This is a genomic window from Variovorax sp. GW821-FHT09D04, from assembly GCF_059416405.1.
Genome location: NZ_JBWKPA010000003.1, coordinates 616928 through 642922, shown reverse-complemented (window position 1 = coordinate 642922; position 25995 = coordinate 616928). Strand labels below are relative to the sequence as shown.

The 25995-nt window shown below is 70.3% G+C and carries 26 protein-coding genes and 1 riboswitch; of the genes, 6 read left to right on the top strand and 20 right to left on the bottom strand.

The features are described from left to right. Positions 1 to 50: 50 nt before the first annotated feature. The 16 genes from AC07O4_RS13315 to AC07O4_RS13240 all read right to left on the bottom strand — a co-directional run bounded on the left by AC07O4_RS13315 (position 51) and on the right by AC07O4_RS13240 (position 16652). Positions 51 to 515, bottom strand: a complete 465-nt coding sequence (locus tag AC07O4_RS13315) for an OsmC family protein (protein ID WP_495304771.1) — start codon at positions 513 to 515, stop codon at positions 51 to 53. A gap of 35 nt (positions 516 to 550) precedes the next feature. Continuing rightward, positions 551 to 1279 (bottom strand): LrgB family protein, encoded by a 729-nt coding sequence (locus tag AC07O4_RS13310; protein ID WP_062479889.1) that lies wholly within the window; start codon positions 1277 to 1279, stop codon positions 551 to 553. Continuing rightward, entirely contained in the window at positions 1276 to 1629 is a 354-nt protein-coding gene (locus AC07O4_RS13305; RefSeq protein ID WP_056581435.1) for a CidA/LrgA family protein, read from the bottom strand. Before AC07O4_RS13305 ends, AC07O4_RS13310 begins: the two co-directional genes overlap by 4 nt. Positions 1630 to 1683: 54 nt before the next feature. Next, entirely contained in the window at positions 1684 to 2700 is a 1017-nt protein-coding gene (locus AC07O4_RS13300; protein ID WP_495304770.1) for an aminotransferase class I/II-fold pyridoxal phosphate-dependent enzyme, read from the bottom strand. Next, positions 2697 to 3677: an adenosylcobinamide-phosphate synthase CbiB gene (cbiB, locus tag AC07O4_RS13295; protein WP_495304769.1), complete on the bottom strand. Its 981-nt coding sequence runs from the start codon at positions 3675 to 3677 to the stop codon at positions 2697 to 2699. Before cbiB ends, AC07O4_RS13300 begins: the two co-directional genes overlap by 4 nt. Positions 3678 to 3695: 18 nt before the next feature. Further along, positions 3696 to 7688, bottom strand: coding sequence for a cobaltochelatase subunit CobN (gene cobN / locus AC07O4_RS13290; protein WP_495304768.1), 3993 nt, complete (start codon positions 7686 to 7688; stop codon positions 3696 to 3698). Beyond that, positions 7685 to 8038, bottom strand: a complete 354-nt coding sequence (locus AC07O4_RS13285) for a DUF2149 domain-containing protein (protein WP_062479884.1) — start codon at positions 8036 to 8038, stop codon at positions 7685 to 7687. The genes cobN and AC07O4_RS13285 overlap by 4 nt, the downstream gene beginning before the upstream one ends. After that, complete coding sequence (locus tag AC07O4_RS13280; protein ID WP_495304767.1) at positions 8035 to 8508, bottom strand: MotA/TolQ/ExbB proton channel family protein; 474 nt, start codon at positions 8506 to 8508, stop codon at positions 8035 to 8037. The genes AC07O4_RS13285 and AC07O4_RS13280 overlap by 4 nt, the downstream gene beginning before the upstream one ends. Beyond that, positions 8508 to 9206 (bottom strand): 5,6-dimethylbenzimidazole synthase, encoded by a 699-nt coding sequence (gene bluB, locus AC07O4_RS13275; protein ID WP_495304766.1) that lies wholly within the window; start codon positions 9204 to 9206, stop codon positions 8508 to 8510. Before bluB ends, AC07O4_RS13280 begins: the two co-directional genes overlap by 1 nt. A 5-nt stretch (positions 9207 to 9211) precedes the next feature. After that, positions 9212 to 9781, bottom strand: coding sequence for a cob(I)yrinic acid a,c-diamide adenosyltransferase (gene cobO / locus AC07O4_RS13270; protein WP_062479880.1), 570 nt, complete (start codon positions 9779 to 9781; stop codon positions 9212 to 9214). A gap of 310 nt (positions 9782 to 10091) precedes the next feature. Then, on the bottom strand, positions 10092 to 10874 hold the full coding sequence (locus AC07O4_RS13265; protein ID WP_495304765.1) for an ABC transporter ATP-binding protein: 783 nt from the start codon (positions 10872 to 10874) through the stop codon (positions 10092 to 10094). Then, complete coding sequence (locus AC07O4_RS13260; RefSeq protein ID WP_095747588.1) at positions 10871 to 11881, bottom strand: FecCD family ABC transporter permease; 1011 nt, start codon at positions 11879 to 11881, stop codon at positions 10871 to 10873. Before AC07O4_RS13260 ends, AC07O4_RS13265 begins: the two co-directional genes overlap by 4 nt. A gap of 5 nt (positions 11882 to 11886) precedes the next feature. Then, positions 11887 to 12765 carry an ABC transporter substrate-binding protein gene (locus AC07O4_RS13255; RefSeq protein ID WP_495304764.1) on the bottom strand — a complete coding sequence of 293 codons (879 nt, stop codon included), beginning with the start codon at positions 12763 to 12765 and terminating at the stop codon, positions 11887 to 11889. Beyond that, complete coding sequence (locus AC07O4_RS13250; protein ID WP_159271953.1) at positions 12762 to 13343, bottom strand: bifunctional adenosylcobinamide kinase/adenosylcobinamide-phosphate guanylyltransferase; 582 nt, start codon at positions 13341 to 13343, stop codon at positions 12762 to 12764. The genes AC07O4_RS13255 and AC07O4_RS13250 overlap by 4 nt, the downstream gene beginning before the upstream one ends. Next, positions 13330 to 14727, bottom strand: coding sequence for a cobyrinic acid a,c-diamide synthase CobB (locus AC07O4_RS13245; protein ID WP_495304763.1), 1398 nt, complete (start codon positions 14725 to 14727; stop codon positions 13330 to 13332). Before AC07O4_RS13245 ends, AC07O4_RS13250 begins: the two co-directional genes overlap by 14 nt. After that, the gene (locus AC07O4_RS13240) at positions 14712 to 16652 is read right to left on the bottom strand and encodes a TonB-dependent receptor domain-containing protein (RefSeq protein ID WP_495304762.1); all 1941 of its coding nucleotides are present in this window, start codon (positions 16650 to 16652) and stop codon (positions 14712 to 14714) included. Before AC07O4_RS13240 ends, AC07O4_RS13245 begins: the two co-directional genes overlap by 16 nt. 72 nt (positions 16653 to 16724) lie before the next feature. Beyond that, positions 16725 to 16965: riboswitch (cobalamin riboswitch) on the bottom strand. A gap of 143 nt (positions 16966 to 17108) precedes the next feature. Here AC07O4_RS13240 and AC07O4_RS13235 point away from each other — a divergent pair. The 4 genes from AC07O4_RS13235 (at position 17109) to AC07O4_RS13220 (ending at position 19287) form a co-directional block, all read left to right on the top strand. After that, positions 17109 to 17336: a hypothetical protein gene (locus tag AC07O4_RS13235; protein ID WP_056581479.1), complete on the top strand. Its 228-nt coding sequence runs from the start codon at positions 17109 to 17111 to the stop codon at positions 17334 to 17336. After that, positions 17333 to 17668, top strand: coding sequence for a cell division protein ZapA (locus AC07O4_RS13230; protein ID WP_062480529.1), 336 nt, complete (start codon positions 17333 to 17335; stop codon positions 17666 to 17668). The genes AC07O4_RS13235 and AC07O4_RS13230 overlap by 4 nt, the downstream gene beginning before the upstream one ends. A 292-nt stretch (positions 17669 to 17960) precedes the next feature. Further along, the gene (locus AC07O4_RS13225) at positions 17961 to 18788 is read left to right on the top strand and encodes a sulfite exporter TauE/SafE family protein (RefSeq protein ID WP_070060491.1); all 828 of its coding nucleotides are present in this window, start codon (positions 17961 to 17963) and stop codon (positions 18786 to 18788) included. A 73-nt stretch (positions 18789 to 18861) separates the two neighbouring features. Then, the gene (locus tag AC07O4_RS13220; RefSeq protein ID WP_495304761.1) at positions 18862 to 19287 is read left to right on the top strand and encodes a universal stress protein; all 426 of its coding nucleotides are present in this window, start codon (positions 18862 to 18864) and stop codon (positions 19285 to 19287) included. Positions 19288 to 19332: 45 nt separating this feature from the next. Here AC07O4_RS13220 and AC07O4_RS13215 read toward each other — a convergent pair whose 3' ends face one another. Continuing rightward, entirely contained in the window at positions 19333 to 20298 is a 966-nt protein-coding gene (locus tag AC07O4_RS13215; RefSeq protein WP_492742218.1) for an AraC-like ligand-binding domain-containing protein, read from the bottom strand. 179 nt (positions 20299 to 20477) lie between these two features. On the opposite strand from AC07O4_RS13215, the gene AC07O4_RS13210 reads away from it, so the two are divergent. Then, a complete protein-coding gene (locus AC07O4_RS13210; RefSeq protein WP_492742217.1) occupies positions 20478 to 21482 on the top strand; it encodes a carbon-nitrogen hydrolase family protein in 1005 nt (334 codons plus the stop codon). 20 nt (positions 21483 to 21502) lie between these two features. Then, the gene (locus tag AC07O4_RS13205) at positions 21503 to 22567 is read left to right on the top strand and encodes a phenylacetaldoxime dehydratase family protein (protein WP_495267845.1); all 1065 of its coding nucleotides are present in this window, start codon (positions 21503 to 21505) and stop codon (positions 22565 to 22567) included. 22 nt (positions 22568 to 22589) lie between these two features. On the opposite strand, the gene AC07O4_RS13200 is transcribed toward AC07O4_RS13205, so the two are convergent. Genes AC07O4_RS13200 through AC07O4_RS13190 form a run of 3 tightly spaced genes read right to left on the bottom strand, consistent with a single transcriptional unit; the run spans position 22590 to position 25930 of the window. Next, entirely contained in the window at positions 22590 to 24134 is a 1545-nt protein-coding gene (locus AC07O4_RS13200; RefSeq protein ID WP_495304760.1) for a malonate--CoA ligase, read from the bottom strand. A gap of 27 nt (positions 24135 to 24161) precedes the next feature. Beyond that, entirely contained in the window at positions 24162 to 24944 is a 783-nt protein-coding gene (locus AC07O4_RS13195) for an enoyl-CoA hydratase/isomerase family protein (RefSeq protein WP_492742212.1), read from the bottom strand. Further along, positions 24941 to 25930 (bottom strand): Bug family tripartite tricarboxylate transporter substrate binding protein, encoded by a 990-nt coding sequence (locus AC07O4_RS13190; protein WP_062480542.1) that lies wholly within the window; start codon positions 25928 to 25930, stop codon positions 24941 to 24943. The genes AC07O4_RS13195 and AC07O4_RS13190 overlap by 4 nt, the downstream gene beginning before the upstream one ends. Positions 25931 to 25995 lie beyond the last annotated feature (65 nt).

Here is a 25995-nt window from a genome sequence, read left to right as displayed (position 1 = left end):
GCCCCCTCCCGTCCAACGCAGTCGCGTGGAGGTCACCCACCCGCCACGGGTCAGTAGACCGGCTCGCAGCGCACGTCCGTCTTCACCGAATTCGCAATGAAGCACTCCTCATGCGCCCGATGGTGCATGTTCGCGATCTGCTCGTGCGTCGGCAGGTTCTCACCCGAAAACTCAACCTGAGGACGCAGCGTGACGACGGTCATCGCCATCTTTCCTTCGGCGTTCTTCTCCATCACGCCCGTGGCCGCGTCGATATAGCGATCGACCACGAACTTGCGCTTCACCGCCATGGTGAGGAACCACAGCATGTGGCAGCTGGACAGCGAGGCCACGAACATCTCTTCCGGATCGACCGCCGACGCGTCGGAGAACGGCAGCGGCACGACGTGCGGCGACGAGGAGCCCGGCACCTGCGCACCGCCGTCGAAGCGCAGCACGTGGTGGCGGCTGTAGGTGTTGGCCAGGAAGTCCTGGTCGCCCCGCTCCCAAACGATCTCGGCGGTGTACTCGGACATGGGTCGTGCTCCTCGATGGATGGAATGAATGGATGTCAGACGGTCATCAGCTTCACGATCAGCGGCACCAGCAGCGCGGTCGCGATGCCGTTGAGCCCCATCGCCAGCGCAGAGAACGCACCCGCGGTCTCGTTCACCTGGATGGCACGCGCGGTGCCGATGCCGTGTGCCGCCATGCCGACGGCAAAGCCGCGCACCGCGGGTTCCTTGATGCGCAGCAGATTCAGCAAGCCCGTGGCCATGATCGCGCCCGAAATGCCGGCGATGGCCGCGGCCACGGCCGCCAGCGACGGCAGGCCGCCGATCTTCTCGGCCACGCCCATCGCGATCGGCATGGTGGCCGACTTGGGCGCGAGCGACATCAGGAGCTCGTGCGAACCGCCGAGCACCCAGCCGATGCCGATGGCCGACACGATGGCGGCCACCGAGCCCACCAGCAGCGCCACACCGATCGGCAGCCACAGGCGCCGCAGCCGGCCGACCTGGCTGTACAGCGGCACGGCCAGCGCCACGGTGGCCGGGCCGATCAGGAAGTGGACGAACTTGGCGCCCTCGAAGTAGGTGTCGTACGGCGTGCGCGTGAGCAGCAGCACGCCCACGATGACGATCACCGACACCAGCACCGGGTTGACCATCGGGTTGCGCCCGCTGCGCGCATGCAGCCACAGCGCGCCCAGGTAGGCCAGCAGCGTGAGCGACAGCCACAGCAGCGGCGATTGGGCCAGGAAGACCCAGATTTCAGAGAGCTTGGCGGGCGCGTTCATTCCGCGTCCTTGCCCGTGATGCGGATCATCCAGCGCAGCGTGAGCGCGGTCACCGCCATGGTGAAGGCGCCGCCCACGACGCCGGCCGCCAGGAACGGCAGCCACTCGCGCCCCACGCGCTCGAAATGCAGCATGACGCCGGTCACCGCCGGGATGAACAGCAGCATCAGGTTGCGCAGCAGGTGGCCCGAGGTGTCGGTCAGTTCCTGCGGCACGCCGCCGCGCACCAGCAGGCCGACGAACAGCAGCAGCATGCCGATCAGCGGACCGGGAATCGGCAGCGACAGCCACTGCACGAGCAGTTCGCCGGCAAGCTGGCACAGGAAGAGCGTGGTGATCGCGTAGAGCATGGGCCTGTTCGTTTTCCTTTTCTTGAGACGGCCCTATTGTGGTGCGAGGTGCGTTCAGCCGCTGTGTCGTGCGGCGCTGGCCCTCGCCCACGCGGCCTTCAAGGCCTGCTGGCTGGCCGGCGGCAGCACACCCAGGCGCAGGTGCCCTGGCAGGCCGAAGGAGGCGCAGTCGCGCAGCTTGATGCCCTCGGCGCGCAGCGCGGCGGCGCGGGGTGGGTATGGCACGTCGGGTTGCGCACCGAAGAAGTTGGCGTCGCCGGGCAGCACCTGCCAGCCCAGCGATTCGCACACGGCGCGCTGCCGTGCCTTCCAGTCGCGCAGGATGTCGAGGCTGCGCGCCAGCCAACCTTGCGCTTCGTCGGTGGTCCAGGTCGTGAGCAGCGCCACGCCGTGCGTGCCCAGCGGCCACGACGGCGCGAGGGGCGCGATCCGCTCCAGCAGCGGGCCCGCCACGTCGGCGTTCGCGGGCGCGATGGCGTAGGCGGCGCGGATGCCCGTGAGGCCCATGGCCTTGTTCGGTGTCCACAGCTGCCAGAGGCGGTCGCGCTGCGTGGCGTCGTGCGAGGGCTGGCCTTCGAGGCGCAGCGGCTCGTAGGCCATGTCGAGCACGCAGACGGCATCGCTGGCGGCATGCTGCGCGATGTCGGGTTGCGGCTGGCCGAACGGGCTGGACGGTTCGCAGCACCAGCGCAGCGCGGCGCCGTCGGCCTCCTCAGGTGCGCGCTTCACGCCGAGGCCCCAGGCCTGGGCCGAACGTTCGTAGTCGCCGTAGCTGTGCGCGGGCAACCAGACCTCTCCGCCGCCGCTCTGTGCCACGACCGCGCTGATGCGGTGGATGAATTCGCTCGCGCTCGCGGCGATCGCGATGCGCTCTTCGGACACGCCGTGGAAATCGGCAAGCGCGGAACGCAGCGCGGTGTAGCGCGGATCGGGATAGTGCGCCGCGTCGGCCTCGCGCAGCGCAGCCAGCACCGCGGGACACGAGCCGACCGCGTTGCCGTTTGTCGAGAAGTCGTGCGGCGCGGCACCCGTCTCGTCGGGACCGCCATGCACCATGGATTGATTCGTCATGCCCACCTCGCCAGCAACGGCGACAGCATCGCGAGCGAAGCGATCACCGCCAACCCCCACGCCGCCCGTTCGCCGAGCTGCGCGGTTCGCGCGGTGTCGGCCGATGTGGCGGCCCGCCCTTCCCCGTTCAGCGCATACACACCCGGCTTCGCAAGCCGCACACCCAGCAGCAGCGCCATCGCCCCCATCGGCCAGCCGCTGTTCGGCGACGGCGTGCGGCGCGCCTCGCGGGCCACGCCGCGCGGCCAGCGGCCGGCCGCGAGGGCCAGCAGCAGCACGGTCAGGCGCGCGGGCATCCACGAGAGCACGTCGTCGGCGCGCGCGGCCCACTTGCCGAACCAGGTCCAGTCGCGCCCGCCGCGTTCGCCACGGTAGCCCCACATGGCATCGGCGGTGTTGGCGAAACGGTAGAGCGCCGCGCCCGGCAGGCCGAACAGCACGAACCAGAACACGGGCGCCACCAGCGAGTCGTTGAGGTTCTCGGCCAGCGACTCGATGGCGCTCTCGCGCACCTCGCGCTCGCTCAGCACCGAGACATCGCGGCTCACGAGGCGCGCGAGCCGGGCGCGGCCCGCGTCGAGCGATTCGCCCAGCGCGGCTTCGACCGCCTGCACCTCGTCGCGCAGCATGCGCCACGCGAAGAGCGGCTTGAACGCGAGCCCGAGCACCACGGCCATGCCCCAGACCGGCAGCCATTGCATCGCCAGGCTCTGCACCGCCGACGCGACGGCGAACGCCGCCATCGCGCCCACGCACCAGCCGAGCGCGCCCATCGCGAAGCCCGGCAGGTCGCGCGGCCTGGCGTCGGCGGCGCGCGGCGCGAGGCGGCTGCCGATCCAGTCCAGGTAGCGGCCCATCCACACGACCGGATGCAGTGCGGCGGGCGGCTCGCCCAGCCAGCGGTCGACGGCCAGTGCCAGCCACAGGGCGGCGACCAGCGCGAGGGCGAAGACGGTGAAGGGATCGAGCGCGGGCATGGCAGGCATTCTCGTGAATCAGGCGGCGGGCACGGCCCGGCCGCGCCGCCATTGCACCAGCGCGCCGATGGCCAGCAGCAAGGCGGCGCCGAATGCGGCGAGCAGGCGCGGCAGCACGGCGGATGGTGGCGGGGGCGATGGGGTGTCGGCGATGGGCTTCAACTGGAGGCCGGCCACCGGTTGTGCGAGGTCCGCTGCGGCGGGCGATGCGGGTGCGGGCTGGCTCGCTTCGACGGGCGCGACGGCGGGTGCGACGACGACCGGTGCAGGAGCGGTAACAGGCGACGGCGCCAACGCAGCCTGCGCAAACCGCTGCACCGCCTCGTTGCGCTCCCGCAACCCCGTGGCGCGCAGCGCTTCCGTGTAGGCCTGCGCCAGCTCGCGCCGCGTCGCGGCATCGGGCGTCCAGTAGTTCAGCCGCACGGCATCGAGCATGCGCTCCAGCGTCTGCGCGAAGGCGGCGCGGTTCTCGCGCTCCAGCCACTGCCGCGTGCCGAGCTGGTAGGTGTCGCGCACATAGACCTCGTGCAGCGACTGCCAATGGTCCGCGCGCACGGCCGCGGGCGCGGTCGCCTGCCAGCCCCAGAGGAACTGCGCGGTCTTGAGCACCTGCAGCGCGCCGCTGTAGCCCTCGGCCTTCTGCGCCTCGATCCACTGCGGGTGCAGGTAGCGCGTCTGCATCTCGCGCGCGATGGCGCCGGCCGCGGTGTCGGTGCGCACGGCCGCGCCGTCGCGCAGGTTCTGCACGTACAGCGCCGGGTCCTTGCCCGTGAGGTGGCGCACGGCCAGCGCGATGCCGCCCAGGTACTGGAACGGGTCGTCGTTGGTCAGCACGCCGTAGAGGTTGGAGGTGCGCGCCATGAGCGCCGCATCGACCTGCGCGAGGTTGCCCGCGAAGGCGCCCGGGCGCGTGGCGCCGTCGAGGCCGCGTCCGTAAGCGTGGCCCATGCGGTCCATGTAGAGCCCGGCCATCTGCGCGTCGCCGCCGCCGCGCTGCTGGCCCTTCCAGAGCTCGGTGGCGAGCACCGCTTCCTCGAGCCCGGCGCCGTAGCTGCCCTGCTCGTTCGAGAACACGCGCGCGGTCGACCAGCGCCGCGCCTCGGCCACCGTGGCGCCCCCGGCGCGCAGCGTGCGCGCCATCGCCTCGCTGTGCTGCGCGACGGCGTTGCCGGGCTCGTCGAGCGCGGCCACCTGCTGCACGGCCTCGTCGAGCCAGCGCATCACGTGCGGGAACTGGTCGCGGTACGAGCCGGTGACGCTGATCAGCACGTCCATGCGCGGCCGCTTCAGCACCGCGGCCGGCACGATCTCGATGCCGACCATGCGCCCGGCCTCGTCCCAGCGCGGCTTCACGCCGAGTGCGTGAAAGGCCTGGCTCTCGGTCACGCCCTGGTGGCGCGAGGCCTCGCCAGCCCAGAGCGTGAAGGCGATCTTCAGCGGCGCACGGCCGCCGTGGGTGCGAGCGTGCGCGGCGATCCAGTCGTCCATCGCGGCGACGCCGGTGTCCCAGGCGGCGCGCGTGGGCACGCGGCTGGGGTCGAAGCCGTAGAGGTTGCGCCCGGTCGGCAGGCTGTCGGGGTCGCGCACCGGGTCGCCGCCGTAGCGCGACTTCAGGTAACGACCGTCGAGCGCGGTGAGCAGGCCTTCGATTTCCTCGTTGTGGGCCAGCACGGCGTCGAGCGCGCGGGCCCGTGCGGCGAGTGAACGCAAGGGTTCAGCATCGGTGGCGGTGTCGTTGCCCGCCAGCACGACCTCCAGCCAGCGCGCAGGCTTCGAGGCCGCGATGCCCTGCGCATCGGTGAGGAACATCTCGTCGAGGTCTTCGCCCATCGCCTGCGCCACGGGCCTGCCGAGGATCTGCAGGATCGTCTGGCGCCGCCGCTGTGCATCGGGCGCCTCGCCGAAGGTGGCCAGGCCCAGCGGCTGCGCGGTCTGGGCGAGCTCGTCGAGGTACGGATGCAGCACGGCGATGAAGCCGGCGAAGTCGGCGCGGATGCGCGCGGGCGTCCATTGCAGGTCGCGGTCGTAATGCTGCACGACGAACTCGGCCGTCAGGCGCCGTTCCAGCGCGGTCTTCACCGCGCCGGGCGACAGCGTTTCCCAGTCGTGCAGGCGCTCGTGCATGTCCCTCACGCCGGGTCTGAAGCCCGCGGGCGCGAACATCGGCGTCGAATGGCTCACCATGGTCGCGCGGCCGCGGCGCTTGGCGGTGGTCGCCTCGCCGAGGTTGTCCATGATGTACGGGTAGACGTTGGGCACGTCGCCCAGCGCGAGCAGCGGATCGTCCTGCACCGAGAGCCCGCGCTCCTTGCCCGCCGACCACTCGACCGTGCCGTGCGTGCCCACATGCACCAGCGCGTCGGCACCGAAACGGGTGCGCAACCAGAGGTAGGTGGCGAGGTAGCCGTGGCTCAGCGGCACGGCCGCGCGGTGGTACACCTGCTGCGCCTTGTCGGCCACCTGCGTGCCGGGCTCGAAGCGCGGCGGCTGGCGCAGCACGACCACCTGGCCGAACTGCACGCGCGGCACCACGAAGGCCGGTGCGCCGGCCACGGGCCGCAGCATCTTCGAGGCCTCGGGCGGGCCCCAGTAGGCCTCGATGCGGCGTTGCGTGTCGGCGGGCAACGCGCGAAACCAGGCGAGGTACTGCGACAGCGGCAGCGTGTCGGCCAGGCCCTGGTCGAGCAGCGGCTGCAGCGCGTCGCCGCCCTGCGCAGTCGGGTAGTAGGCCTTCATCGTGGCCTGCACCTGCGCAATGACGGCGTCCGCGCCCGGCGCCTCGGTGCGGTAGCCGGCCGCCTGCATCGCGGACAGCATCCGGTCGACGCTGCGCGGCACGTTGAGGAACGACGCGCCGAAGTTGGCCTCGCCCGGCGGGTAGTTGTAGACCAGCATCGCCACGCGGCGCTCGGCGGCGGGCGTGCGCCGCAGGCGCAGCAGCGCGGCGGCCTTGTCGGCCACGGCGTCGATCTGCGCAGGCAGCGGCTGCAGGCTGCCGGTGGCGGCGTCGCGAGCGGTGACCAGCATCGGGTCGGTCATGCCCGCGAGTTCGCTCGGGCTGTAGTAGGCCGCGATGTCGGTCTGCGCGAGGCCGTCCTTGCTGCGCGCCCATTGCGCCGCGTCCATGGCCAGCGAGGGCAGCGTCTGGAGCACGGGCACGCCGATGCGTTCGAGTTCGGCCTTGCGTTCGTTCGGGCTGAACACCAGCGCGGCGTTGATGAGGAGGTCGGCGACGCGACGCTCGCCCTCACCGGCGTGCGTCATGCGGAAGAACAGATCCTTCTGCTGGCGCGGGCCGTAGAAGGCGTAGGCACGCAGGCCGCGCTGCGCGAGCGTGCCGATCAGGCCGTCGAGCCAGCCGGTGTCGTCGCTGGTGAGCGTGGCGCTGTTGACGGCGATGGCGACGGTGCCTTGACCGCCCGGCAACGCCTCGACCGCTGCGATGCTGCTTTCGACGCGCGGCAAGTCGGGGTGATAGAAGCCGGCGAGCGGCAGCGGCATAGGGTCGGGCAGCCCGGCGGCATCGCCGATCCGCACCATCGCTTGCACCGAGGCTTTCAGGTTCGCCTCGCCCGGAAAGCGCCAGTAGGCGCGCAGGCGCTGCGCCCAGGCCGCATCGACGCCGCGCTCGGCCGCGAGCGGCGGCACCTCGGGTGGCTTCTGGCCTTTCGCCACGAGCGCGAATTCACCGATTTGCACATAGGGAACGGAGGTTCGCGCAATGACATCGCCGAAGCGCGCCGCCGCCGACTGGGCGACGCTGAGGTGCGGCGCATCGATGACCAGCAGGCGCGCGCCATCGAGCGCGGCGGCCAGCGTCTCGGGTGCGTCCTGCGCAGCCGACACCACCTGCAGCGGCACGCCGGCCTCGCGCGCCGCCGTCTGCAGCCGCACCACACGCGCAGGCGACACCAGCGCCGTGCTCAACACCACGACACGCGACCCGGCCGCCACCGCAGGCTGCGCCATCAGGCACAGGAGCCCGAGCCAGAAGACGAAAAGCCGCGTCACTTCCCACCCGACGCCGGCACCGCGTCCGCCGGCACGTAGATCATCGTGCCGTCCTTCAGGCGCCAGGCGGTGCCGGCTTTTTCGCCGTCGCCCTGCCCCGTTGCGCCGCTGGCCTTGAAGCGCGTGACCTTCCGGCCTTCGCGCGTGATGATCTCCATGTCGGGCTGGCCCTCGTGGCGGATGACCGTCACCTTGTCCTGCGAGAACGGGTTCACCGGGTTGTTGATGACCGCGATCATCAGCATGCCGATGACGACCATGAAGACGTCGATCAGGTTGATGGTCGAGAGCACCGGGTCGTCGTCATCGCTGTCCAGGCTGCTCAAGATCGAGAACTGGCGTCGGCTCATGACAGCCGGTCCCGCGCGTCGAGCAGCATCACCAGCTCGCGCATGAGCCAGCGGCGGCGCACCGTGTAGACCACGAAGGTGATCGAGGCCGAGGCCAGCGCCACGATCACGGCCGCGAACGCGGGCGCCAAACTCTGCGCCACGCCCTGCGATTCGCCCGAGGCCACGGCCACGAGCGCCGGGCCCATGGGGATCATGGTGGCGATCAGCCCCAGCATCGGCGCCACGCGGCTGCACAGGCGCACGCCCTCGAGCTGCTTGAGCACGACCAGCTCCATCTGCTCCTGGCTGGCCTGCGCATGAGGCTGCAGCACCAGCGCACGCGACGGATCGCCGCGGCGCTGCCACCACTCGATGCCAAAGGCGCCGAGGCAGTACACCGCATAGACGAAAGACAGCAGCACGCCGAGCGTCACGGGCCAGAGGAACAGCCGCGCGAGCTCGAAGAGAACGGTGTCGAAGGCCAGCATCAGGTGGGCTCCACGCAAGAAGATGAAGTGGAAGAAGGATCGAACAGGTCCGACGGCCGGCCCCAGCTTTCGTCGAACACCAGCGACGCAAGCGGTGCGCGCTTGGCCCAGCGCTCGCGCTGCAGCATCGGCTCTTCGTAGAACGCATGGACCGGGCCCAGGCACAGCAAGGCGATCGGCTCGGCGCCTTCGGGCAGACCGAGCAGCACGCTCAGCTCGGCGGGATCGAAGAGCGACACCCAGCCCATGCCCAGCCCTTCGGCGCGCGCCGCGAGCCAGAGGTTCTGGATGGCGCAGGAGGCCGAGGCCAGGTCCATCTGCGGCAAGGTACGGCGCCCGAACACATGCGGCTCACGGCCGTCGGCCAGCGTCACCACCAGCAGCTCGGCCGCGTCGAGCACGCCCTGCACCTTGAGGCGCATGAACTCGTCTTCCCGCTGACCGAGTGCGCGGGCGGTGAGCACGCGTTCGCGCTCGACCACCTCGTGCAACTGCCGACGCAGCCCTTCGCCGCGCACGCGGATGAAGCGCCAGGGCTGCATGAAGCCGACGCTGGGGGCATGGTGCGCGGCATCAAGCAGGCGGCGCAGCACCTCGGGCGCCACCTCGCCACCCGCAAAGTGGCGCATGTCGCGCCGCTCGTGGATGGCGCGGTACACCGCCTTCGCCTCGTCGGCCGCGAACGCATGCGCCACCATCGGGTTCAGTCCTCGATGCCGCGCTGCGCCGGGATGCCGGCCTTGAACGCGTGCTTGACCATCTGCATCTCGGTGACGGTGTCGGCCAGCTCGATGATCTCGGGCGGGCAGCGACGGCCGGTGAGCGCGACGTGCACGTGCTTGGGGCGCGCGCGCAGGGTCTCGAGCACGCCTTCGAGCGGCAGCCAGCCGTAGATCAGCGGGTAGGTGATCTCGTCGAGCACCACGAGAAAGAAGTCGCCCGACAGGATCGCGGCCTTGGCCTTTTCCCAGCCGTCGCGCGCGAGCTGGCCCGAGCGTTCGAGATCCTGGCTCTTCCAGCTGAAGCCGTCGCCCAGGCCTTCGATGGGAATGCCGATCTGCTCGAACATGCGGTGCTCGCCGAAGCGCGCCGAAGGCACCTTCATGAATTGGTAGATCTTCACGGCCTTGCCGCGGCCGTGTGCGCGCAACGCGAGGCCGAATGCTGCCGTGCTCTTGCCCTTGCCGTCGCCAGTGTTGACGATGACGATGCCGCGGCGTTCGCCTTCGGGCTTTTCGTAGGGCTTTTCGCTGGGAGGGGTTTCTATTTGCATGAGGGGTTCCGTTCTTGGGTGTTCTTGTGTCCGTTGTTCAGGGCGTGTGCACAGGCCACCGGGTACTTCCCTCCGCGAATTTCCCCCGGGCTTCGCCCTCCTCCTTGATTTCGCTGCGGGAAGCACCCAGTGTCCTGCGCACGATGGGCGCTGTCGTGGTGCGGGCGGATCAACGACCGAACTGGTCGCTCACGCCGATGGGGTGCCTTGCGCAGCGAAACCAAGGGGGAGCCCGAAGGGCGGAGGACATTCGCGGAGCAAGGTGCCCCGTCGGCGGGAGCACGCCCCGAATGACTTGATGCGCGAAGCTTCATAGCGGCAATGCGATCCACTGGTCCGCCACGCGATGCACGCGAATGCGATGGTCGAACACTTGCTCCAGCGCCTGGTGAGTCTCAGGGTCGGAGCAAGCACCGTGATGCGTCACCCGCCCCCGATTCATCACCACCAGTTCGTCCGCAGCCAGCGCCATCGGCAGTTCGTGCAACACGCTGACCACGGTGCGGCCTTCAGCCACCAGTGCACGCGCCGTCTGCATCCAGTCCGCCTGATGCGGCGGATCGAGGTTGGCCAGCGGCTCGTCCATCAGCAGCAGCTCGGCCTCGACCGCCAGCGCGCGCGCCAGCAGCACACGCTGGCGCTCGCCGCCGGAGAGCTGCCCCAGCGGACGGTCGCGCCAGTCCCAGGCCTGGGTGCTGCGCAACGCGCGCTCCACGGCATCGCGGTCGGCCTCGCTCGGCGCAGCCAGCCAGCGCTGATGCGGCAGGCGCCCCAGCATGGCGACGTCGTAGACCATCAAATCGTCGGCACTGCCCTCGCCCGTGCCGCTCTGGCCCAGCCATGACAAACGCCGGGCACGCACGCGGGCCGGCACGGCCGCCTGCGCTTCGCCGAAGAGCCGCACTTCGCCGCGATGTGCGAGCAGACCTGCCAGCGCTTTCAACAACGTCGACTTGCCGGCGCCGTTCGGCCCGACGATGCTGGTCCAGCGGCCGGCCGCGAGCGCCAGGTCGATGCCGTGCAGCACCTCGACCGAGCCGAGCGTGGCGCTGAGGCCGTGCGCTTCGAGCGCGGCGGATGGGGTGCAGCTCATAGGCCGCCTCCCTTCGCGCCGCGCCGGTGCATCAGCCACAGCAGGTAGCTGCCGCCGAGCACGGCCGTGAGCACGCCCACGGGCAGCTCCTGCGGCGCAATCAGCCAGCGCGCCAGCAGGTCCGCCGCCATCAGCAGCAGCCCGCCCATCAACGCCGACAGCACGATCAGCCGCGCATGCGTGGTCTTGACCACCGAGCGCACCAGGTGCGGCGCGGCCAGGCCGACAAAAGCAATGAGGCCGGTCTGCGCGACGGCGGCGCCGGTCGCCAGCGCCAGCACGGCCACCAGCGCGGCGCGCATGGCGCCCAGCGGCAGGCCCAGGCTGCGCGCCGTGGCCTCGCCCAGCGCCAAGCCGTCGAGCACCGGCGCGAGCGCCCAGGCCAGCAACAGGCAGGCTGCGCCAACCGCCGCCATCACGGCGCACGCCGCCCAGCCGACCAGCCCTGTGCTGCCGAGCACGAAGCCCTGCAGCGCCTGAAGAATGTCGGCCGAGGCGATGGTGATGAGGTCCTTGGCGGCGCCCAGCACCACGCCGACGATCACGCCCGCCAGCAGCAACCGCAGGGTCTGCTGCACGCCACGCGCCAGCGTGAGCGTCAGCAGCACCGCCGCCACCGCGCCGACGAAGGCCGCGCCGGTGAGTCCCAGGCGCATCACCCATTGCGTGCTGGTGACGGAGCCGCCGAACAGCATCAGCGCCAGCGCCACGGCGAGCGAGGCGCCCGAGGCGCTGCCCAGCAGGTACGGATCGGCCAGCGGGTTGCGGAACAGGCCCTGCGCCACCGCGCCCGCAAGCCCGAGCAGTGCGCCCGCGAGCCACGCGCCGAGGGTGCGCGGCAGGCGGATGTCCCACACGATCTGCAGCGCCACCGGATCGTGCCGCGCGGACAGCAGGCTCTGGAAGCCGGTGCTGCCGATGCCCAGGCCGAAGAGCAGCAACGCCGCGCCCAACACGAGCAAGCCGGCACCGAGCAGCAACACGCGACGCAGATGGGCGGAATGCATGCCGCTCACCGCCCCTTGTCCGCCAGGCACTGCGCCATCAGGCGCGCGGCCTCGTCCATGCGCGGGCCGGGGCGCACGACCACGTCGGTCTGCTCGGCGTCGAAGCGGCACACGCGGCCTTCGCGCACCGCGCGGATGCCGCCCCAGCCGGGTCGCTGCTCCAGTCCCATCGCGCTGCGCACGCTGACCATGATGAGGTCAGGGTTCGCGCGCACCACGAACTCGGGGTTGAGCTTGGGAAAGGGGCCGAGCGACGCCGGCACGATGTTCTTCACGCCGAGGCGCGCGAGCGTCTCGCCGATGAAGGACGAATCGCCCGCCGCATAAGGGCCGGTGTTGACCTCGAAGTACACGCGCAGGCCCTTGGCGCTGGCGGGCAGCGACTGCGCCGCGGCCGACACGGCCGCATCGATGGCGCGCCACACGGCCGGCGCCTCGTGCGTGCCGAGCACCTGGTCGAGCGCGCCCAGCACGCGGCGCACGTCGGCGTGGCTCCTGGGTTCGAGCACGATCACCTTCAGGCCCAATGCCTCAAGCCGCTGCGTGACACGCGACGACTTGGCGAGCAGCACCACGTCGGGCTTGAGGGCAACGATGGCTTCGACGTTCGGGTCGATCCCGCCACCGAGCTGCGGCAGTGCGCGCACCTGCGCGGGCGAGTTGGAATAGCGGTCGACGCCGATCAGGCGGTCGCAGGCGCCGAGTGCGCAGACGCCTTCGGTCAGCGACGGCAGCAGCGAGACGATGCGCTGCGGCGGCTGCGCCAGGTGCACGGTGACGCCGCGCTCATCCACTACATCGACGGCCTGCGCCGCCTGCGCGCCCACCAGGGCGAGCCCGAGCAACGACGCGCGCAACCAGGTCTTCATGCGGTCGAAGCTCATGCGCCAGGCGCCTTCAGCGTCAGCGGCAGGCCGGCGACCATCAGCGTCGCGCGGTGGCAGGCGGCCGCCACGTCCTGGTTCAGCCGGCCGAGCACGTCGACGAAGGCACGGGTCTCGCGGCCCAGCGGGATCACGCCCAGGCCGATCTCGTTGCCGACCAGCACCACCGGCCCGCGCGCCTCGCGCAGCGCGATGAGCAGCAGCGTGGCGTGCGCCGAGGGCGTGCGCGTGACCACCGCGGCGCCTTCGGTGCGCAGCGGCATCAGCAAGTTGGTGAGCCACAGCGTGAGGCAGTCGACCACCACGAGCGTGTCGGGCGCGCTCTGCGTGACGATGGCGCGCCCCAGCTCGATCGGCTCCTCGAGGGTCTGCAGACCGGGCACGCGCTCGGCACGGTCGGCCTGGTGACGCGCGATGCGCTCGCGCATCTCGTCGTCGTGGGCTTGCGCGGTGGCGATCAGCACCGCGCGGCGCGATGCAGGCCCGGACGCCAGCCAGTCGGCCGCGCGCTGTTCGGCGCGGCGCGACTTGCCGCTTTTCTGGCCGCCGAGGATGAATTCGTGCTCAGTGAGGGGCATCGGGGGGCGCCTGTGCGGCGTGGCTGTCGAGTTCGAGGGGCATGGCGCCGAAGAGCCGCGCGGTCGCTTCCGGGCTGGACGCGAACCACGCATGAAAGTAGCTCGCGCGCACCGGCCCGTGCACGTACAGCGCCTCGCCGCCGCGCGTGCCGACAGTGCGCGCGGCGGGCGCGAGCGGCGTCTCGCAGCGCGAGTAGTGGAAGGTATGGCCGCGCAAGGCATGCGCGCCCAGGTCGAGCTGCTGCGGGCCCAGGCCGGCCAACCGCTTCTGCATGACGGCCCGCCCCGGCAGCACGCCCCAGAGGCGGTGCACGTCGGTCCGCTCGGCGTCGTCGCGCGTGGCGAGTTCGTCGAACAGCGCCATCATGCCGCCGCATTCGGCCCAGATCGGCTTGCCGGCCGTGACGTGGTTGGCGAGCGAGAGCCGCAGCCGGTCGCTGGCCGACAGCACGGCCGCGTGCAGTTCGGGGTAGCCGCCGGGCAGCCAGGCGGCGTCGCAGGGCGGCAGCGGCTCGTCGGCCAGCGGCGAGAAGAACGCAAGCCGCGCGCCGAGGGCCTCGAGCACCTCGAGGTTGGCCGGGTAGATGAACGAGAACGCCGTGTCGCGCGCGATGGCGATGGTGCGTCCGGCCAGCAGCGGCGCGACGGGCGCAGTCGGCACGGGCTCGAAGCGCACCTGCGGCAGCTGCCCGGGCGCGCGCTGCCCCAGCGGCGTGGCGGCGAGCACGTCGGCCGCGGCATCAAGCCGCACCATCGCGTCGCCGAGTTCGGCGGCGCCAACCAGCCCCAGGTGGCGTTCGGGCAGCGCGAAATCGGCGCTGCGCGGCAAGGCACCGAGCCAGTCGCCGGGTTCGCGCAATGCGTCCTTCAGCATGTCGGCATGGCGCTCGCCGGCCACGCGGTTGGCCAGCACGCCGGCCCAGGGCAGGCCCGGGCGGAAGTTCTGCAGGCCGTAGGCCAGCGCGCCGAAGGTGCCGGTCATGGCCTGGGCGTCGATCACGGCCAGCACCGGCAGGCCAAGGCGCTCGGCCAGCTCGGCCGCGCTGGGCGTGCCGTCGAACAGGCCCATCACGCCTTCGACAATCACCAGGTCGGCCTCGCTCGCGGCGGCATGCAGGCGCGCGCGGCAGTCGGCTTCGCCGGTCATCCACAGGTCGAGCGAATGCACCGGCGCGCCGGTGGCCAGCGCGAGCCAGTGCGGATCGAGGAAGTCGGGACCGCACTTGAAGGCCCGCACGCGGCGGCCCTGGCGCACGTGCAGCCGCGCGAGCGCGGCCGCGACCGTGGTCTTGCCCTGCCCCGAGGCCGGCGCGGCCACGAGCACCGCGGCGCAGGTGACGGCTGCGCCGGGCGAAGGGCGGCGGGTGTTTACTGCGGAGTCCACTTGAGTCCGACGTACGCGGTGCGGCCCCCGGTGGCGTAGAGCCGTGCGAACTGATAGTCCTTGTCGCCCACATTGTCCACGCGCGCCACCAGGTTCAGGTCGCGCGTGATCTGCGTGCTGGCCGACAGGTTGAGCAGCGTGTAGCCGCCGAGCTTGACGGTGTTGGCCGCGTCGTCGTAGCGCTTGCCAGAGCTCTGGACCTCGGCGCCCAGCGTCCAGCCGGCGATGCGCCAGTCGGCGCCCAGCGTGCCGTGGGCCCGGGCGCGGCGTGCCAGCAGGTGGTCGGTGGCGAGGTCGCGCGGGTCCTGGTAGTCGAGCGAGGCGCGCAGCGTAACGTCGCCGATGCGGTGGCCGCCCGTGAGCGTCACGCCCTGGTAGCGCGCACGCGCCGTGCTGGCGTAGCAGCCGAACGACGACTGGCAACCCTTGGCGCTGCCGTCGAACACGATGAGGTTCTGCACCCGGTTGCGGTACAGCACGATGCCGGCCTGCGTGGCGCCGGCCGTGTACTGCAGGCCCAGCTCGACGTTGCGGCTCGATTCGGGCTGCAGGCTCGCCAGGCCGTATTCGCTGAAGCGCTGGTACAGCGTGGGCGCGCGGAACGCGGTGCCGGCCGACACGGTGGCGCGCAGGCTCGGCGTGATCGCGTAGCCGTAGGCGGCGCTGCCGGTGGTCTTGCCGCCGAACTCGCTGTCGTCGTCATGGCGCACGTGCAGCTGCAGCGAATGCGGGCCCTTCACGTAACCGTAGCCCAGTGCGGCGGCGTTCTGCGAGCGGTCGCGCGAGAACAGCTTGGCCGAGGTGGTGGGCGCGTTCTCGAGCGCGTCTTCGCGGCGCTCGAGCGTGGCGGTCACCAGGTGGGCGCCGAAACGGAATTCGTTCTGGAACAGGTAGCCGCGCAGGCGGGTCTCGGTGCGGTAGAACGAGGGTTGGGTCTTGTAGACGGTCTGCGAATCGGTCACCTGCAGGCGGGTGCTGTAGATGTCGTTCCACTTGGCCGACCAGGTCAGCCCGGCGGTGCGCAGCTCGTTGGTCGACACGTCGTTGCGGAAGGTGATCGGCGGCTTGGTGCGAAAGCTCACCGACGGGTCGTAGGCCGCCTCGGTGTTGCTGGTGAGCAAGGTGGCGTCGATGCGCTGGTCGGGCGTGATCTGGAAACCCAGCTTCAGGTTGCCCGAGGTGCTGCGGTAGCCGTCGCGGTCGGGGTTGGTGAAGCCGTCTTTCGAGGGCGTGCGTTTGGCGATGGGCTGGATGTTGAAGCCCTTGCTTTCCTCATGCGCCACGCCGAACGAGTAGTCGAGCAGGCCCGACTTGCCGCTCACGCCGCCTTCGATCCGGCGCAGGCCGTGGCTGCCGAAGCCGATGCCGGCGTAGGGCGACACGCCCTCCTCGCCGCGCTTGGTGAAGAGCTGGATCACGCCGCCCACGGCGTCCGAGCCGTACACCGCGGCGGCCGGGCCGCGCAGCACTTCGATGCGGTCGATCTGCGCGAGCGGAATGCCTTCCCAGCCGGCGCCGCCGGTCGATTGCGAATCGATGCGCACGCCGTCCAGGTAGACCGCGGTGAAGCGCGACTCGGCGCCGCGGATGAACACGCTGGTGGCATTGCCCACGCCGCCGCTGCGCGAGATCTCCATGCCCGGCAGGCGCGCGAGCACGTCGGCCACGCCGGTCGCGCCGCTGCGCTCGATGGTCTTGCGGTCGATGATGGAGACATCGCCCACCAGGTCCGACAGCGCCTGCGGCGTGCGGTTGGCGGTGACGACGGTCTCGTCGAGCGTCGCGGCGGCTTGCGCTTGCGCAGCCAGCGGCACCAGGGCCAGGCCGCCGAAGGCCGAGGCCAGGGCGAGCGTCAGCGGCAGGCACGCGGGACGGTTGCGGCGCACGCTGGCGCGGCCGCTGGAGAGGGAAACACAGGAAATCATGGGGTGAACCGAACGAACTTCTATGCCCTGGCCGGCTTCCCCGCCGGCGCCATGGGCGTCATGGCTGCCGATGCGGCAGCCGCCTTGTTGGCCGGTATCCGGGCTGGCAGATCGACCCTTTGCCGCCTTCCCAGGCACCTGTTTCAGGGCGCCCAGTGGCTGGATGGAAAGGGGTGACGCGTTGCGGCGTCGTCTGCTTGACCGTTGCGGGGGCAGCGCAGGCGGCTTCGGCCCCGGGGGGCGTCCACTCCTGCTTCCCGTTGAACTGCGCCGTGCGAACCACGCCGCGAGCACCAACGGGCAGGATTTTAGGCCCACGGGGCGCCCACGGGGCGCGCGCACCACACCGTGTTTGATCACGGGCGGCGCAGGCCCCAGAATCTCGGCCACGTCCGGTGCGCGCCCCGCGCGGTGCGCCGGATGTTCCGAATTCCCGGGAAACTACAATCGCCAACCATGCCCGCCTCCAGCCCCATCGACCAGATCGCCGAGCGTGTGGAACGCCTGCTCGTGCGTCACGAAGAGGTGCAGCGCACCAACGCGCTGCTGCAGGAACAGGTCGATGCGCTCACGCGTGAACGCGACGGCCTGAAGTCGCGGCTCGCCGCAGCCCGCACTCGCCTCGATGCCCTGCTCGAACGGCTGCCGGCCGAACCCCCTTCCGAAGATTCCCATCACGCATGAAGCAGATTGAAGTACAGATCATGGGCCAGAGCTACTTGCTCGGCTGTCCCGACGGCGGCGAAGCGCAACTGCGCGAGGCCGTCGACCGCGTGGACGCGGCCATGTGCAAGATCCGCGACGCGGGCAAGGTGAAGGCACGCGACCGCATCGCCGTGCTCGCCTCGCTGAACCTGGCTTTCGATCTCGCGGCCCAGCAGGCCGCTGCTGCCGCCGCACCGGCCCCCGTCGCGGCCAGCAGCACGGAAGAAACCGCCACCGACACCGACCCGAAGGCCGCCCAGCTCATTCAGAGACTCGATCAGGCCCTGGCGGGCGATGGACATTTGCTCTGAGGGCGCGCGGCCCGGCACATCCGGGGCGTAAAATCCGTTTTGTCTGCAGACGTGTCGGGCTTAATATTTCCTTGTTCCAATGCTCTCCGGAGCCGGGCTTGGTACATCGCTTGACGGGCGTGATCATCTCGCGTCAGATGAACCCGAAGTCCTGCTGCCCTCGCCCACCTGAACCCTGGTTCAGGATGCGGGTCCGGCACACCATCTGCAGACACCTTTTCCCGCCACGGCCCCCTGCTTCACCGCACGGGGCCGTTGCTTTTTCAGCCGCTCGTTCTTTCTCCATCCTCCCGTGAACCTCGCTGCCCTGCTCGACCCCCTCCTGATCGCCGAACTCGCCGCGCTCGGCCTGGGCACCGGTTTCCTCGCGGGCCTCCTGGGCATCGGCGGCGGCATGCTGATGGTGCCGTTCATCACGATCATCATGGGCCAGCGCGGCGTGCCGGCCGACCTGGCGGTGAAGATGGCGATCGCAACCTCGATGGCGACGATCATCTTCACGTCGGTGTCCAGCGTGCGCGCGCACCACAAGCGCGGCGCGGTGCGCTGGGACATCGTGCAGCGCCTGGCACCCGGCATCGTCATCGGCAGCCTCGCGGGCAGCCTGGGCGTGTTCGCGCTGCTCAAGGGCACGGCGCTGGCCATCTTCTTTGCGCTGTTCGTGGGCTTCTCGGCCACGCAGATGTTCCTCGACAAGAAGCCCAAGCCCACGCGCCAGATGCCCGGCACCGGCGGCCAGCTCGCGGCGGGCGGCATCATCGGCTTCATCTCGGGCCTGGTGGGCGCGGGCGGCGGCTTCATCAGCGTGCCGTTCATGACCTGGTGCAACGTGGCGATCCACAACGCGGTGGCGACCAGCGCGGCGCTGGGCTTTCCCATTGCGGTGGCCAACGTGCTGGGCTACGTGCTCAGCGGCCAGTCGGTGCAGGGCCTGCCGGCCGGCGCCTTCGGCTACATCTGGCTGCCCGCGCTCGTGGTGATCGCGGCCTGCAGCGTGTTCACCGCGCCGTTGGGCGCCAAGGCCGCGCACAGCCTGCCGGTGAAGAAGCTCAAGCGCGTGTTCGCGAGCATCCTGTACCTGCTGGCCGCCTACATGCTCTGGAAGGGCCTGCGCGGCTGAGGCATATCAAACACCCCGTGGCTTTCCTGTGCCATCCTATGCGGCACTTGTTCACAGTCGTAGAAGGAAAGCCATGAAAATCCTCATTGCAGTCGACGGCAGCGCCTACACGCAAAAGGCCCTCAATTACCTGCTCGCCAACCGCGCCATGTTCGTGGACGGCCATGAGCTGGTGGTGGTCAATGTCTGCACCGGCATCTCCGGCCACGTGGCGCGCCACCTGAGCAAGGAAATCGTCACCGAGTACTACGCCGAGGAAAACGCCAAGGTGCTCGACCCGGTGAAGGCCTGGTTCGCCGAGAAAGGCGTGGCCAACTTCACCGCCGACGCGCGCCACGGCCACGCGGCCGAGGAAATCCTCAAGTCGGCCACCGAATCGAAGGCCGAGCTGATCGTGCTGGGCACGCACGGCCACGGCATCCTGGGCCGCGCGCTGATGGGCTCGGTGGCGACCAAGGTCGTGGCCGAGACCGACGTCTCGGTGCTGCTGGTCCAGTAAGAAGACCCGGTCACCCCGGCGACGGCCGATGCGCCGTGGCCGCGGTCATTGCGGCGAGCGCTGCTGCCGCCATTCGCGCGGCGAACACCCGAAGCGCTCGCGAAACGCGCGGCTGAAATGCGCCGCGTCGTTGAACCCCCTCCCGTACGCGATCTCTCCCACCGGCCGCCCTGCCAGGCGCGGCTCCAGCAGGTCGCGGCTGCATGCGTCGAGCCGGCGCTCCCAAATGTACTGCGAGGGCGTCAGCGGCTCGCTCTTGAACACGCGGTGGATGTGGCTCACCGACATGCCCAGCTGCGCCGCCAGCGTGCCCACCGACAGCGTCGGATCGGCCAGCTGCTCGTCGATGCGCTGCTTCACGCGCGCGAGGTGGTACGCCGTGAGCTTGCTGAGCGCCGGTGCGTGCGCCGCAGGCAGCGTCTGCAGGCCGGCCACGAGGATGTTCTGCACGCCATGGGCCACCGCCAGCGCCGAGGCCGGCTGCAGCGCGTCGAAGTCCTCGCGCAGCGTGCGGATCATGCCCAGCAGCAGGTGCCCCGCGCCCTCGCGCCCCGACACCGTGGTGGCCGTGAGCGCCTCGGTGTCGCGCAGTTCGCTGCGCAGCCGCTCGCCGGGCAGCTTGAGCACGATCTGCTCGAAGGGCTGGTCGAACAGCAGTTGATAAGGCCGCGTGCTGTCGTAGAGCGCGAAGTCGCCGGCACCGAGCACGGCGTCGCGCCCGTCCTGGCGCACCACGCCCTGTCCGCGCGCCTGGATGCTCACGAGAAAACAGTCGTCGCTCGACGCCGCGATGTGGCCCGGCGTGCGCATCACCTTCTGCGCCCGCGAGGTCACGACCGACATGCCGAGGCCGGGCAGCGCGTGCTGGCGAATGCTGCCCTCGAAGTCGCCGCCGTCGCCGGTGCGCACCGCGTCGCATTCGAGCTGCACGTAGACGTTGCAGATCATGTCGGTCCAGTACGCGAGCCGCTGCTCGCGCGGGACGGCATCGGTGCTGAGCAAGGGGGTCATCGGGGTCCTCGGAAGGCCTTCGCAAGGCACATGCAACGCTGGAACAAGAACGCCGCCAATCCGGGTCAAGGCGTTCCGGCGGCGCGAATTTACGCTTCATGCAACCCGCATGCCACCGCGCAAACCCGGTGCGCACAGCGGGGATTTCGTTACGTTCATTGCCCCCTGGAGAACACCCCATGCCGACCACCGTCCACCCCCAACTCCGCGTCGCCGCCGTGCAGGCCGCGCCTGTTTTCCTCGACCTCGACGCCACCATCGACAAGACCATCGACCTCATGGCGCAGGCTGCGAAACAGGGCGTGCAGCTCATCGCCTTTCCCGAGACCTGGGTGCCGGGCTACCCGTGGTGGGTCTGGCTCGATTCGCCGGCCTGGGGTATGCAGTTCGTGCAGCGCTACCACGACAACTCGCTGGTCATCGGCTCGCCCGAGTTCGAACGCCTGCAGGCGGCGGCGCGCCAGCACAAGATCTGGCTCTCGCTCGGCTACAGCGAGAAAGCGGCGGGCAGTCTCTACATCGCGCAGGCGCTGATCGACGACCAGGGCCGCACCGTGCAGACGCGTCGCAAGCTCAAGCCCACGCACGTGGAACGCACCGTGTTCGGCGAAGGCGACGGCGCCGACCTGCACGTGGTCCAGACGCCGCTGGGCAACATCGGCTCGCTGTGCTGCTGGGAACACCTGCAGCCGCTGAGCAAGTACGCGATGTATGCGCAGAACGAGCAGATCCACTGCGGCGCGTGGCCGAGCTTTTCGCTCTACCGCGGCGCGGCCTACGCGCTGGGCCATGAGGTCAACAACGCCGCGAGCCAGGTGTATGCGGTCGAGGGCGGCTGCTTCGTCATCGCGCCCTGCGCCACAGTGTCGAAGGCCATGAGCGAGCTGATGTGCACCGACGACGGCAAGCGGCAGATGCTGGGCGTCGGCGGCGGGCATGCGCGCATCTACGGCCCGGACGGTTCGCCACTGGGCACGCCGCTGGCCGAAGACGCCGAAGGCCTGGTGATCGCCGACATCGACCTCGGCATGATCGCGCTCGCCAAGGCGGCGGCCGATCCGAGCGGCCACTATTCGCGGCCCGACGTCACACAGCTGCTGCTGAACAAGACGCGGCGCACGCCCGTGGTGGTGCAGCTCACGCCGGAGCCCGAGGGCAGCGTGCCCGAGCCGGTCGTGGCCTGAGCCGACCACGGAGCCGCACCATGGAATCGGCCATCCCCGAGCACCTGCGCTGCCCGCGCACCCGCGAGCGCCGCGTGGCAGACGACCACACCCCGCCCTACCCCGGCTGGTCGGCGCGCGCGCCCGTGACGACGACCCAGGTCGTGATGGGCTATTTCGGCGTGCAGTCGCGCGGTCCGGCGATGCAGGGCCGGGCCTGCGCCGCGCTCCTGAAGATCGCTGGCGACTTCGCCTTGCCCGACGGCCCCGGCCACCACGACCTGGCCCACTGTGTCGACGCCGACGGCTGCGACAACATGATCGCCATCGCCTACTGGCACGATGCGGCGGCGTTCGCGCGTTGGTGTGCCACGCCCGCCATCGAGGCCTGGTGGAACGCCGACGAGCGCTTGCATGAAGGCCTCGGCTACTTCCGCGAAATCGCATCCCCGCGTGCTGCGCACTTCGAGACCCTGTTCAGCACGCCCGACCGCCTCGAGGGCATCGGCGTGGTGATGGGCGGTGTGAGCGGCGAACTGCAGGAGCACGGCTACTGGGGGTCGATGCGCGATCGACTCCCGCTCGCGCAGGCCGACGCGCTCGCGCCTTCAGGCACGCGCGCGGTGATCGCCGGCACGCCTGCACCGGGCCAGCGCGTGCGCATCGCGGGCCACACGCACCTCGCGATGATCCGTTCGGGCCAGGAATGGACCGAGACCACCGGCCAGGAACGCCAGCGCTACCTGGAAGACATGGCCCCGGTGCTGCGCGAAGGCATGGACTTCCTGCGCGACCAGGGCCTGCCCATCGGTTGCTACAGCAACCGCTTCATGCACCACCTCGACGCACACGGCGCTCCGCTGCAGAAGTCCTTCGGTCTGAGCTACTGGCGCTCGCTGGCCGACATGGAGCGCTGGGCCGAGTCGCACCCGACGCACGTCGCGATCTTCGGCAGCTTCATGCGCTACGTGCAGGCGCTGAACTTCGAGCTGCGCCTGCGCCTGTACCACGAGGTGTCGGTGCTGAAGGCCGACGAGCAGAGCTACGAGTACATCAACTGCCACGCGCGCAGCGGGCTGATGAACGGGCTCGCACCCGCCGCCTGAAGCCCGGGGCGCGCGGCGAGGCTCAGGCGGCGAACAGCCCCTTGTGCTCCGCCCGCAGCAACGCCTTCTGCACCTTCCCCATCGTGTTGCGCGGCAGCTCCGGCACGACGAAGCAGCGCTTGGGGATCTTGAAGTTCGCCAGCTTGGCCTTGAGCTCGGCCACGATGGCGTCGGCGTCGATCGTGGCGCCGCCCTTGGGGATCACGATGGCCACGCCCACCTCGCCGAAGTCGGGATGCGGCACGCCGATGACCGCGCTTTCGGCCACGCCGGCCATCTCGTTGATGTAGCCCTCGATCTCGGCCGGGTAGACGTTGTAGCCGCCGCTGATGATCAAATCTTTGCTGCGCCCGACGATGGTGATGTAGCCGCGCGCATCGATCTTGCCCACGTCGCCGGTCTTGAAGAAACCGTCGGCGGTGAACTCTTCCTTCGTCTTCTCGGGCATGCGCCAGTAGCCCGCGAACACGTTGGGGCCCTTCACCTGGATGCCGCCGATCTCGTCGACCGGCAGGTCCTTGCCCTCGTCGTCGCGCACGCGCAGCTGCACGCCGGGCAGTGCGAAGCCGACGGTGCCGCCGCGGCGCTCGCCCTTGGCGGCGTCGTACGGGTTGGACGTGAGCATGGCGGTCTCGCTCATGCCGTAGCGCTCGAGGATGGTGTGGCCGGTGCGCTCGCGCCATTCGTCAAACGTTTCGATGAGCAGCGGCGCCGAGCCCGCGACGAACAGGCGCATGGTGCGCACCGCCTCGCGCGTGAGGCCCGGCTCGGCCAGCAGGCGCACGTAGAGCGTGGGCACGCCCATGAACACGGTGGCCTCGGGCAGCTTGGCGACGATGCGCTTGGGGTCGAACTTCGAGAACCACAGGATCTTGCTGCCGTTGAGCAGCGCACCGTGCAACGCCACAAACAGGCCGTGCACGTGGAAGATCGGCAACGCGTGAATCAGCACGTCGCCCTTCGTCCAGCCCCAGTAGTCCTTGAGCACTTCGGCGTTCGACAGCAGGTTGCGGTGCGTGAGCATCGCGCCCTTGCTGCGGCCCGTGGTGCCGCTGGTGTAGAGGATGGCGGCGAGGTCGTCGGCCTTCTTGATGGCCACGGTGTGGCGGTCGCTGCAGCGCGCCGCCGCGTCGAGCAGCGTGCCGGTGCGGTCGTCGTCCAGCGTGAACACATGGCGCGTGCCGGCCGCCTCGGCGATGGGGCGCACCCAGGCCGCGTTGCGGCCGGTGCACACGACCACGGCGGGTTCGGCGTTGCCGATGAAGTACTCGATCTCGGCGCTCTGGTAGGCCGTGTTGAGCGGCAAAAACACGTAGCCCGCGCGCAAGGTCGCGAGGTACAGCAGCATGGCTTCGACCGATTTCTCGACCTGCACCGCGACGCGCGCGCCCTTCTCGAGCTTGAGGCCGTCGAGCAGGTTGGCGATCATCGCGCTGGCGCGGTCGAGGTCGCGCCACGAATAGTGCAGACCGTTGTCGGTCTCGACCGCGATGGCGTCGAGGTCGGCGGGAAAGGCCGCGCGCAAGGCGGCGAACAGGTTGGCGTTGGGGGAGGACTTCGTCTTCATCATCTTCGTCATCATCAAACGGCAGGCTCAGGAAGGTCGGAAATTCGGAGGGCGCTTGCCCAGGAAGGCATCGATGCCCTCGCGGTGCTCGGCGCTGTCGGCGTAGTCGTACGCGGTGGCCAGCAGCTGCTGCGCCGCCGCACCGCCACGCTTGAGCGCAGTGAAGGTGGCCTTGTGCAGGCGCGCGGCCTGCGGCGACAGCGCGGCAATGCGCGCCGCATGCGCCTGCGCGGCGGCCGGCACTTCGGCGTCGGGCAGCACATGCAAGAGAAAACCCGCGTCGTACAGCCGCTGCGCGCCATGCACGCCGGCGGCCAGCAGCATGTCGCGCGCCAGCACGTCGCCGATGGCGCCATGCACCAGCGCGGCTTCGCGCGGCGCCATCGGAAAGCCCAGCTTCGCGATCGGTGCGCCGAACTTCGACGACGCGCCGGCCAGGCGGATGTCGCAGCAGCTGGCCATCTCGACGCCGGCGCCCATGCAAGCGCCTTCGATCTGGGCCACCAGCGGCAGCGGGCAGTCGAGCATCGCCTGCAGCGCGGCCCAGACTTCGTTCTCGTGGAATTCGCGCAGGCTCGCTTCCTCGAAGCGGAACGAGGGGTACTCGGAGATGTCGCCGCCCGCGCAGAAGGCACCGCCCTCCCCGCGCACGACGACGCAGCGCAGCGCGGTGTCGCCGCGCAGGTCGTCGAACACCGCGCGCAGCGCACGCCACATGGCACGCGTCATCGCATTGAGACGCCCCGGGTTCGACAGCGTGACGAGCGCCACGGCGCCTTCGCGGCGCAGCGAGACCTGCCGCTCGGTCATTCGAGCTTGGCGCCCGAGGCCTTCACGACGGTCGCCCATCGCTTGATCTCGGCGTTGACGAAGCGGCCGTAGGCGGCGTTCGTGACGTTCGGGATCTCGGAGCCGTTCTGGGCCCAGATGGCCTTCAGCTCGTCGGTGCCCAGCGCCTTCTTCATCGTGTCGATGATCTGCGTCTGCGCTTCGGCCGGCGTGCCCTTGGGCGCCCACAGGCCGTACCAGGTGGTGACGGTGTAGTCGGGCAGCCCCACTTCGGCGGCGCAGGGCACGTCGGGGAATGCGGGGTTGCGCTTGGCGCCGGCGACCATCAGCGCCTTGATGCGGCCGCCCTTGATGTGCTGCGCCGAGGAACCCAGGCCGTCGAACATCAGGTCGACGTTGCCCGCGATCAGGTCGGACAGCGCCGGGCCCGCGCCGCGATACGGAATGTGGGTGATGAAGGTGCCGGTCTGCAGCTTGAACAGCTCGCCCGCCAGGTGGTGCGAGGTGCCCGAGCCGGCCGAGCCGTAGTTGAGCTTGCCGGGGTTGCGCTTGGCGGTGGCAATCAGCTCCTGGATGGTCGCGGCCTGCACCCGCTTCGGGTTGACCACCACCACCTGCGGCACGTTGGCCAGCAGCATCAGGGGCACGAAGTCTTTCTCGAGGTCGTAGTCGAGCTTGGGGTAGATCGACGGCGCGATCGCGTGGTGCACCGCGCCCATGAAGAGCGAGTAGCCGTCGGCCGGCAGCTTGGCCGCGATGCTCGCGCCCACGGTGCCGCCGGCGCCGCCGCGGTTGTCGATGACCAGCGTCTGGCCCGCCGCGCGGGAGAACTGGGCCGACAGCGGACGCGCGAAGGCGTCGGTGCCTCCGCCGGCCGGGAACGGCACCACCATGGTCACGGGCTTGGTCGGCCAGCCCTGGGCACGTGCGCCACCGCACAGGGCCACGGCCCCGGCTGCTGCGGCGACGCGCAGCACATCGCGTCGTTGAAAACTCTGTTGCGTCATCTGTCTCGTCTCCTGTCGTCGTCGTTGTAGATGTTGCCGCCCTCCGGCGGTCAAGGTGCGGGCCG

Coding starts and splice junctions, on each gene's coding strand:
- cbiB (WP_495304769.1), bottom strand. CDS start 3,677: ATGCCCGCGCTCGATCCCTTCACCGTCTTCGCCCTCGCGCTGGTCGCC.
- AC07O4_RS13210 (WP_492742217.1), top strand. CDS start 20,478: ATGCCGACCACCGTCCACCCCCAACTCCGCGTCGCCGCCGTGCAGGCC.
- AC07O4_RS13265 (WP_495304765.1), bottom strand. CDS start 10,874: ATGAGCTGCACCCCATCCGCCGCGCTCGAAGCGCACGGCCTCAGCGCC.
- AC07O4_RS13255 (WP_495304764.1), bottom strand. CDS start 12,765: ATGAGCTTCGACCGCATGAAGACCTGGTTGCGCGCGTCGTTGCTCGGG.
- AC07O4_RS13205 (WP_495267845.1), top strand. CDS start 21,503: ATGGAATCGGCCATCCCCGAGCACCTGCGCTGCCCGCGCACCCGCGAG.
- AC07O4_RS13230 (WP_062480529.1), top strand. CDS start 17,333: ATGAAGCAGATTGAAGTACAGATCATGGGCCAGAGCTACTTGCTCGGC.
- AC07O4_RS13315 (WP_495304771.1), bottom strand. CDS start 515: ATGTCCGAGTACACCGCCGAGATCGTTTGGGAGCGGGGCGACCAGGAC.
- cobO (WP_062479880.1), bottom strand. CDS start 9,781: ATGCAAATAGAAACCCCTCCCAGCGAAAAGCCCTACGAAAAGCCCGAA.
- AC07O4_RS13190 (WP_062480542.1), bottom strand. CDS start 25,930: ATGACGCAACAGAGTTTTCAACGACGCGATGTGCTGCGCGTCGCCGCA.
- AC07O4_RS13220 (WP_495304761.1), top strand. CDS start 18,862: ATGAAAATCCTCATTGCAGTCGACGGCAGCGCCTACACGCAAAAGGCC.
- AC07O4_RS13260 (WP_095747588.1), bottom strand. CDS start 11,881: ATGCATTCCGCCCATCTGCGTCGCGTGTTGCTGCTCGGTGCCGGCTTG.
- AC07O4_RS13310 (WP_062479889.1), bottom strand. CDS start 1,279: ATGAACGCGCCCGCCAAGCTCTCTGAAATCTGGGTCTTCCTGGCCCAA.
- AC07O4_RS13215 (WP_492742218.1), bottom strand. CDS start 20,298: ATGACCCCCTTGCTCAGCACCGATGCCGTCCCGCGCGAGCAGCGGCTC.
- AC07O4_RS13300 (WP_495304770.1), bottom strand. CDS start 2,700: ATGACGAATCAATCCATGGTGCATGGCGGTCCCGACGAGACGGGTGCC.
- bluB (WP_495304766.1), bottom strand. CDS start 9,206: ATGGTGGCGCATGCGTTCGCGGCCGACGAGGCGAAGGCGGTGTACCGC.
- AC07O4_RS13240 (WP_495304762.1), bottom strand. CDS start 16,652: ATGATTTCCTGTGTTTCCCTCTCCAGCGGCCGCGCCAGCGTGCGCCGC.
- AC07O4_RS13305 (WP_056581435.1), bottom strand. CDS start 1,629: ATGCTCTACGCGATCACCACGCTCTTCCTGTGCCAGCTTGCCGGCGAA.
- AC07O4_RS13200 (WP_495304760.1), bottom strand. CDS start 24,134: ATGAAGACGAAGTCCTCCCCCAACGCCAACCTGTTCGCCGCCTTGCGC.
- AC07O4_RS13285 (WP_062479884.1), bottom strand. CDS start 8,038: ATGAGCCGACGCCAGTTCTCGATCTTGAGCAGCCTGGACAGCGATGAC.
- AC07O4_RS13235 (WP_056581479.1), top strand. CDS start 17,109: ATGCCCGCCTCCAGCCCCATCGACCAGATCGCCGAGCGTGTGGAACGC.
- AC07O4_RS13280 (WP_495304767.1), bottom strand. CDS start 8,508: ATGCTGGCCTTCGACACCGTTCTCTTCGAGCTCGCGCGGCTGTTCCTC.
- AC07O4_RS13195 (WP_492742212.1), bottom strand. CDS start 24,944: ATGACCGAGCGGCAGGTCTCGCTGCGCCGCGAAGGCGCCGTGGCGCTC.
- AC07O4_RS13250 (WP_159271953.1), bottom strand. CDS start 13,343: ATGCCCCTCACTGAGCACGAATTCATCCTCGGCGGCCAGAAAAGCGGC.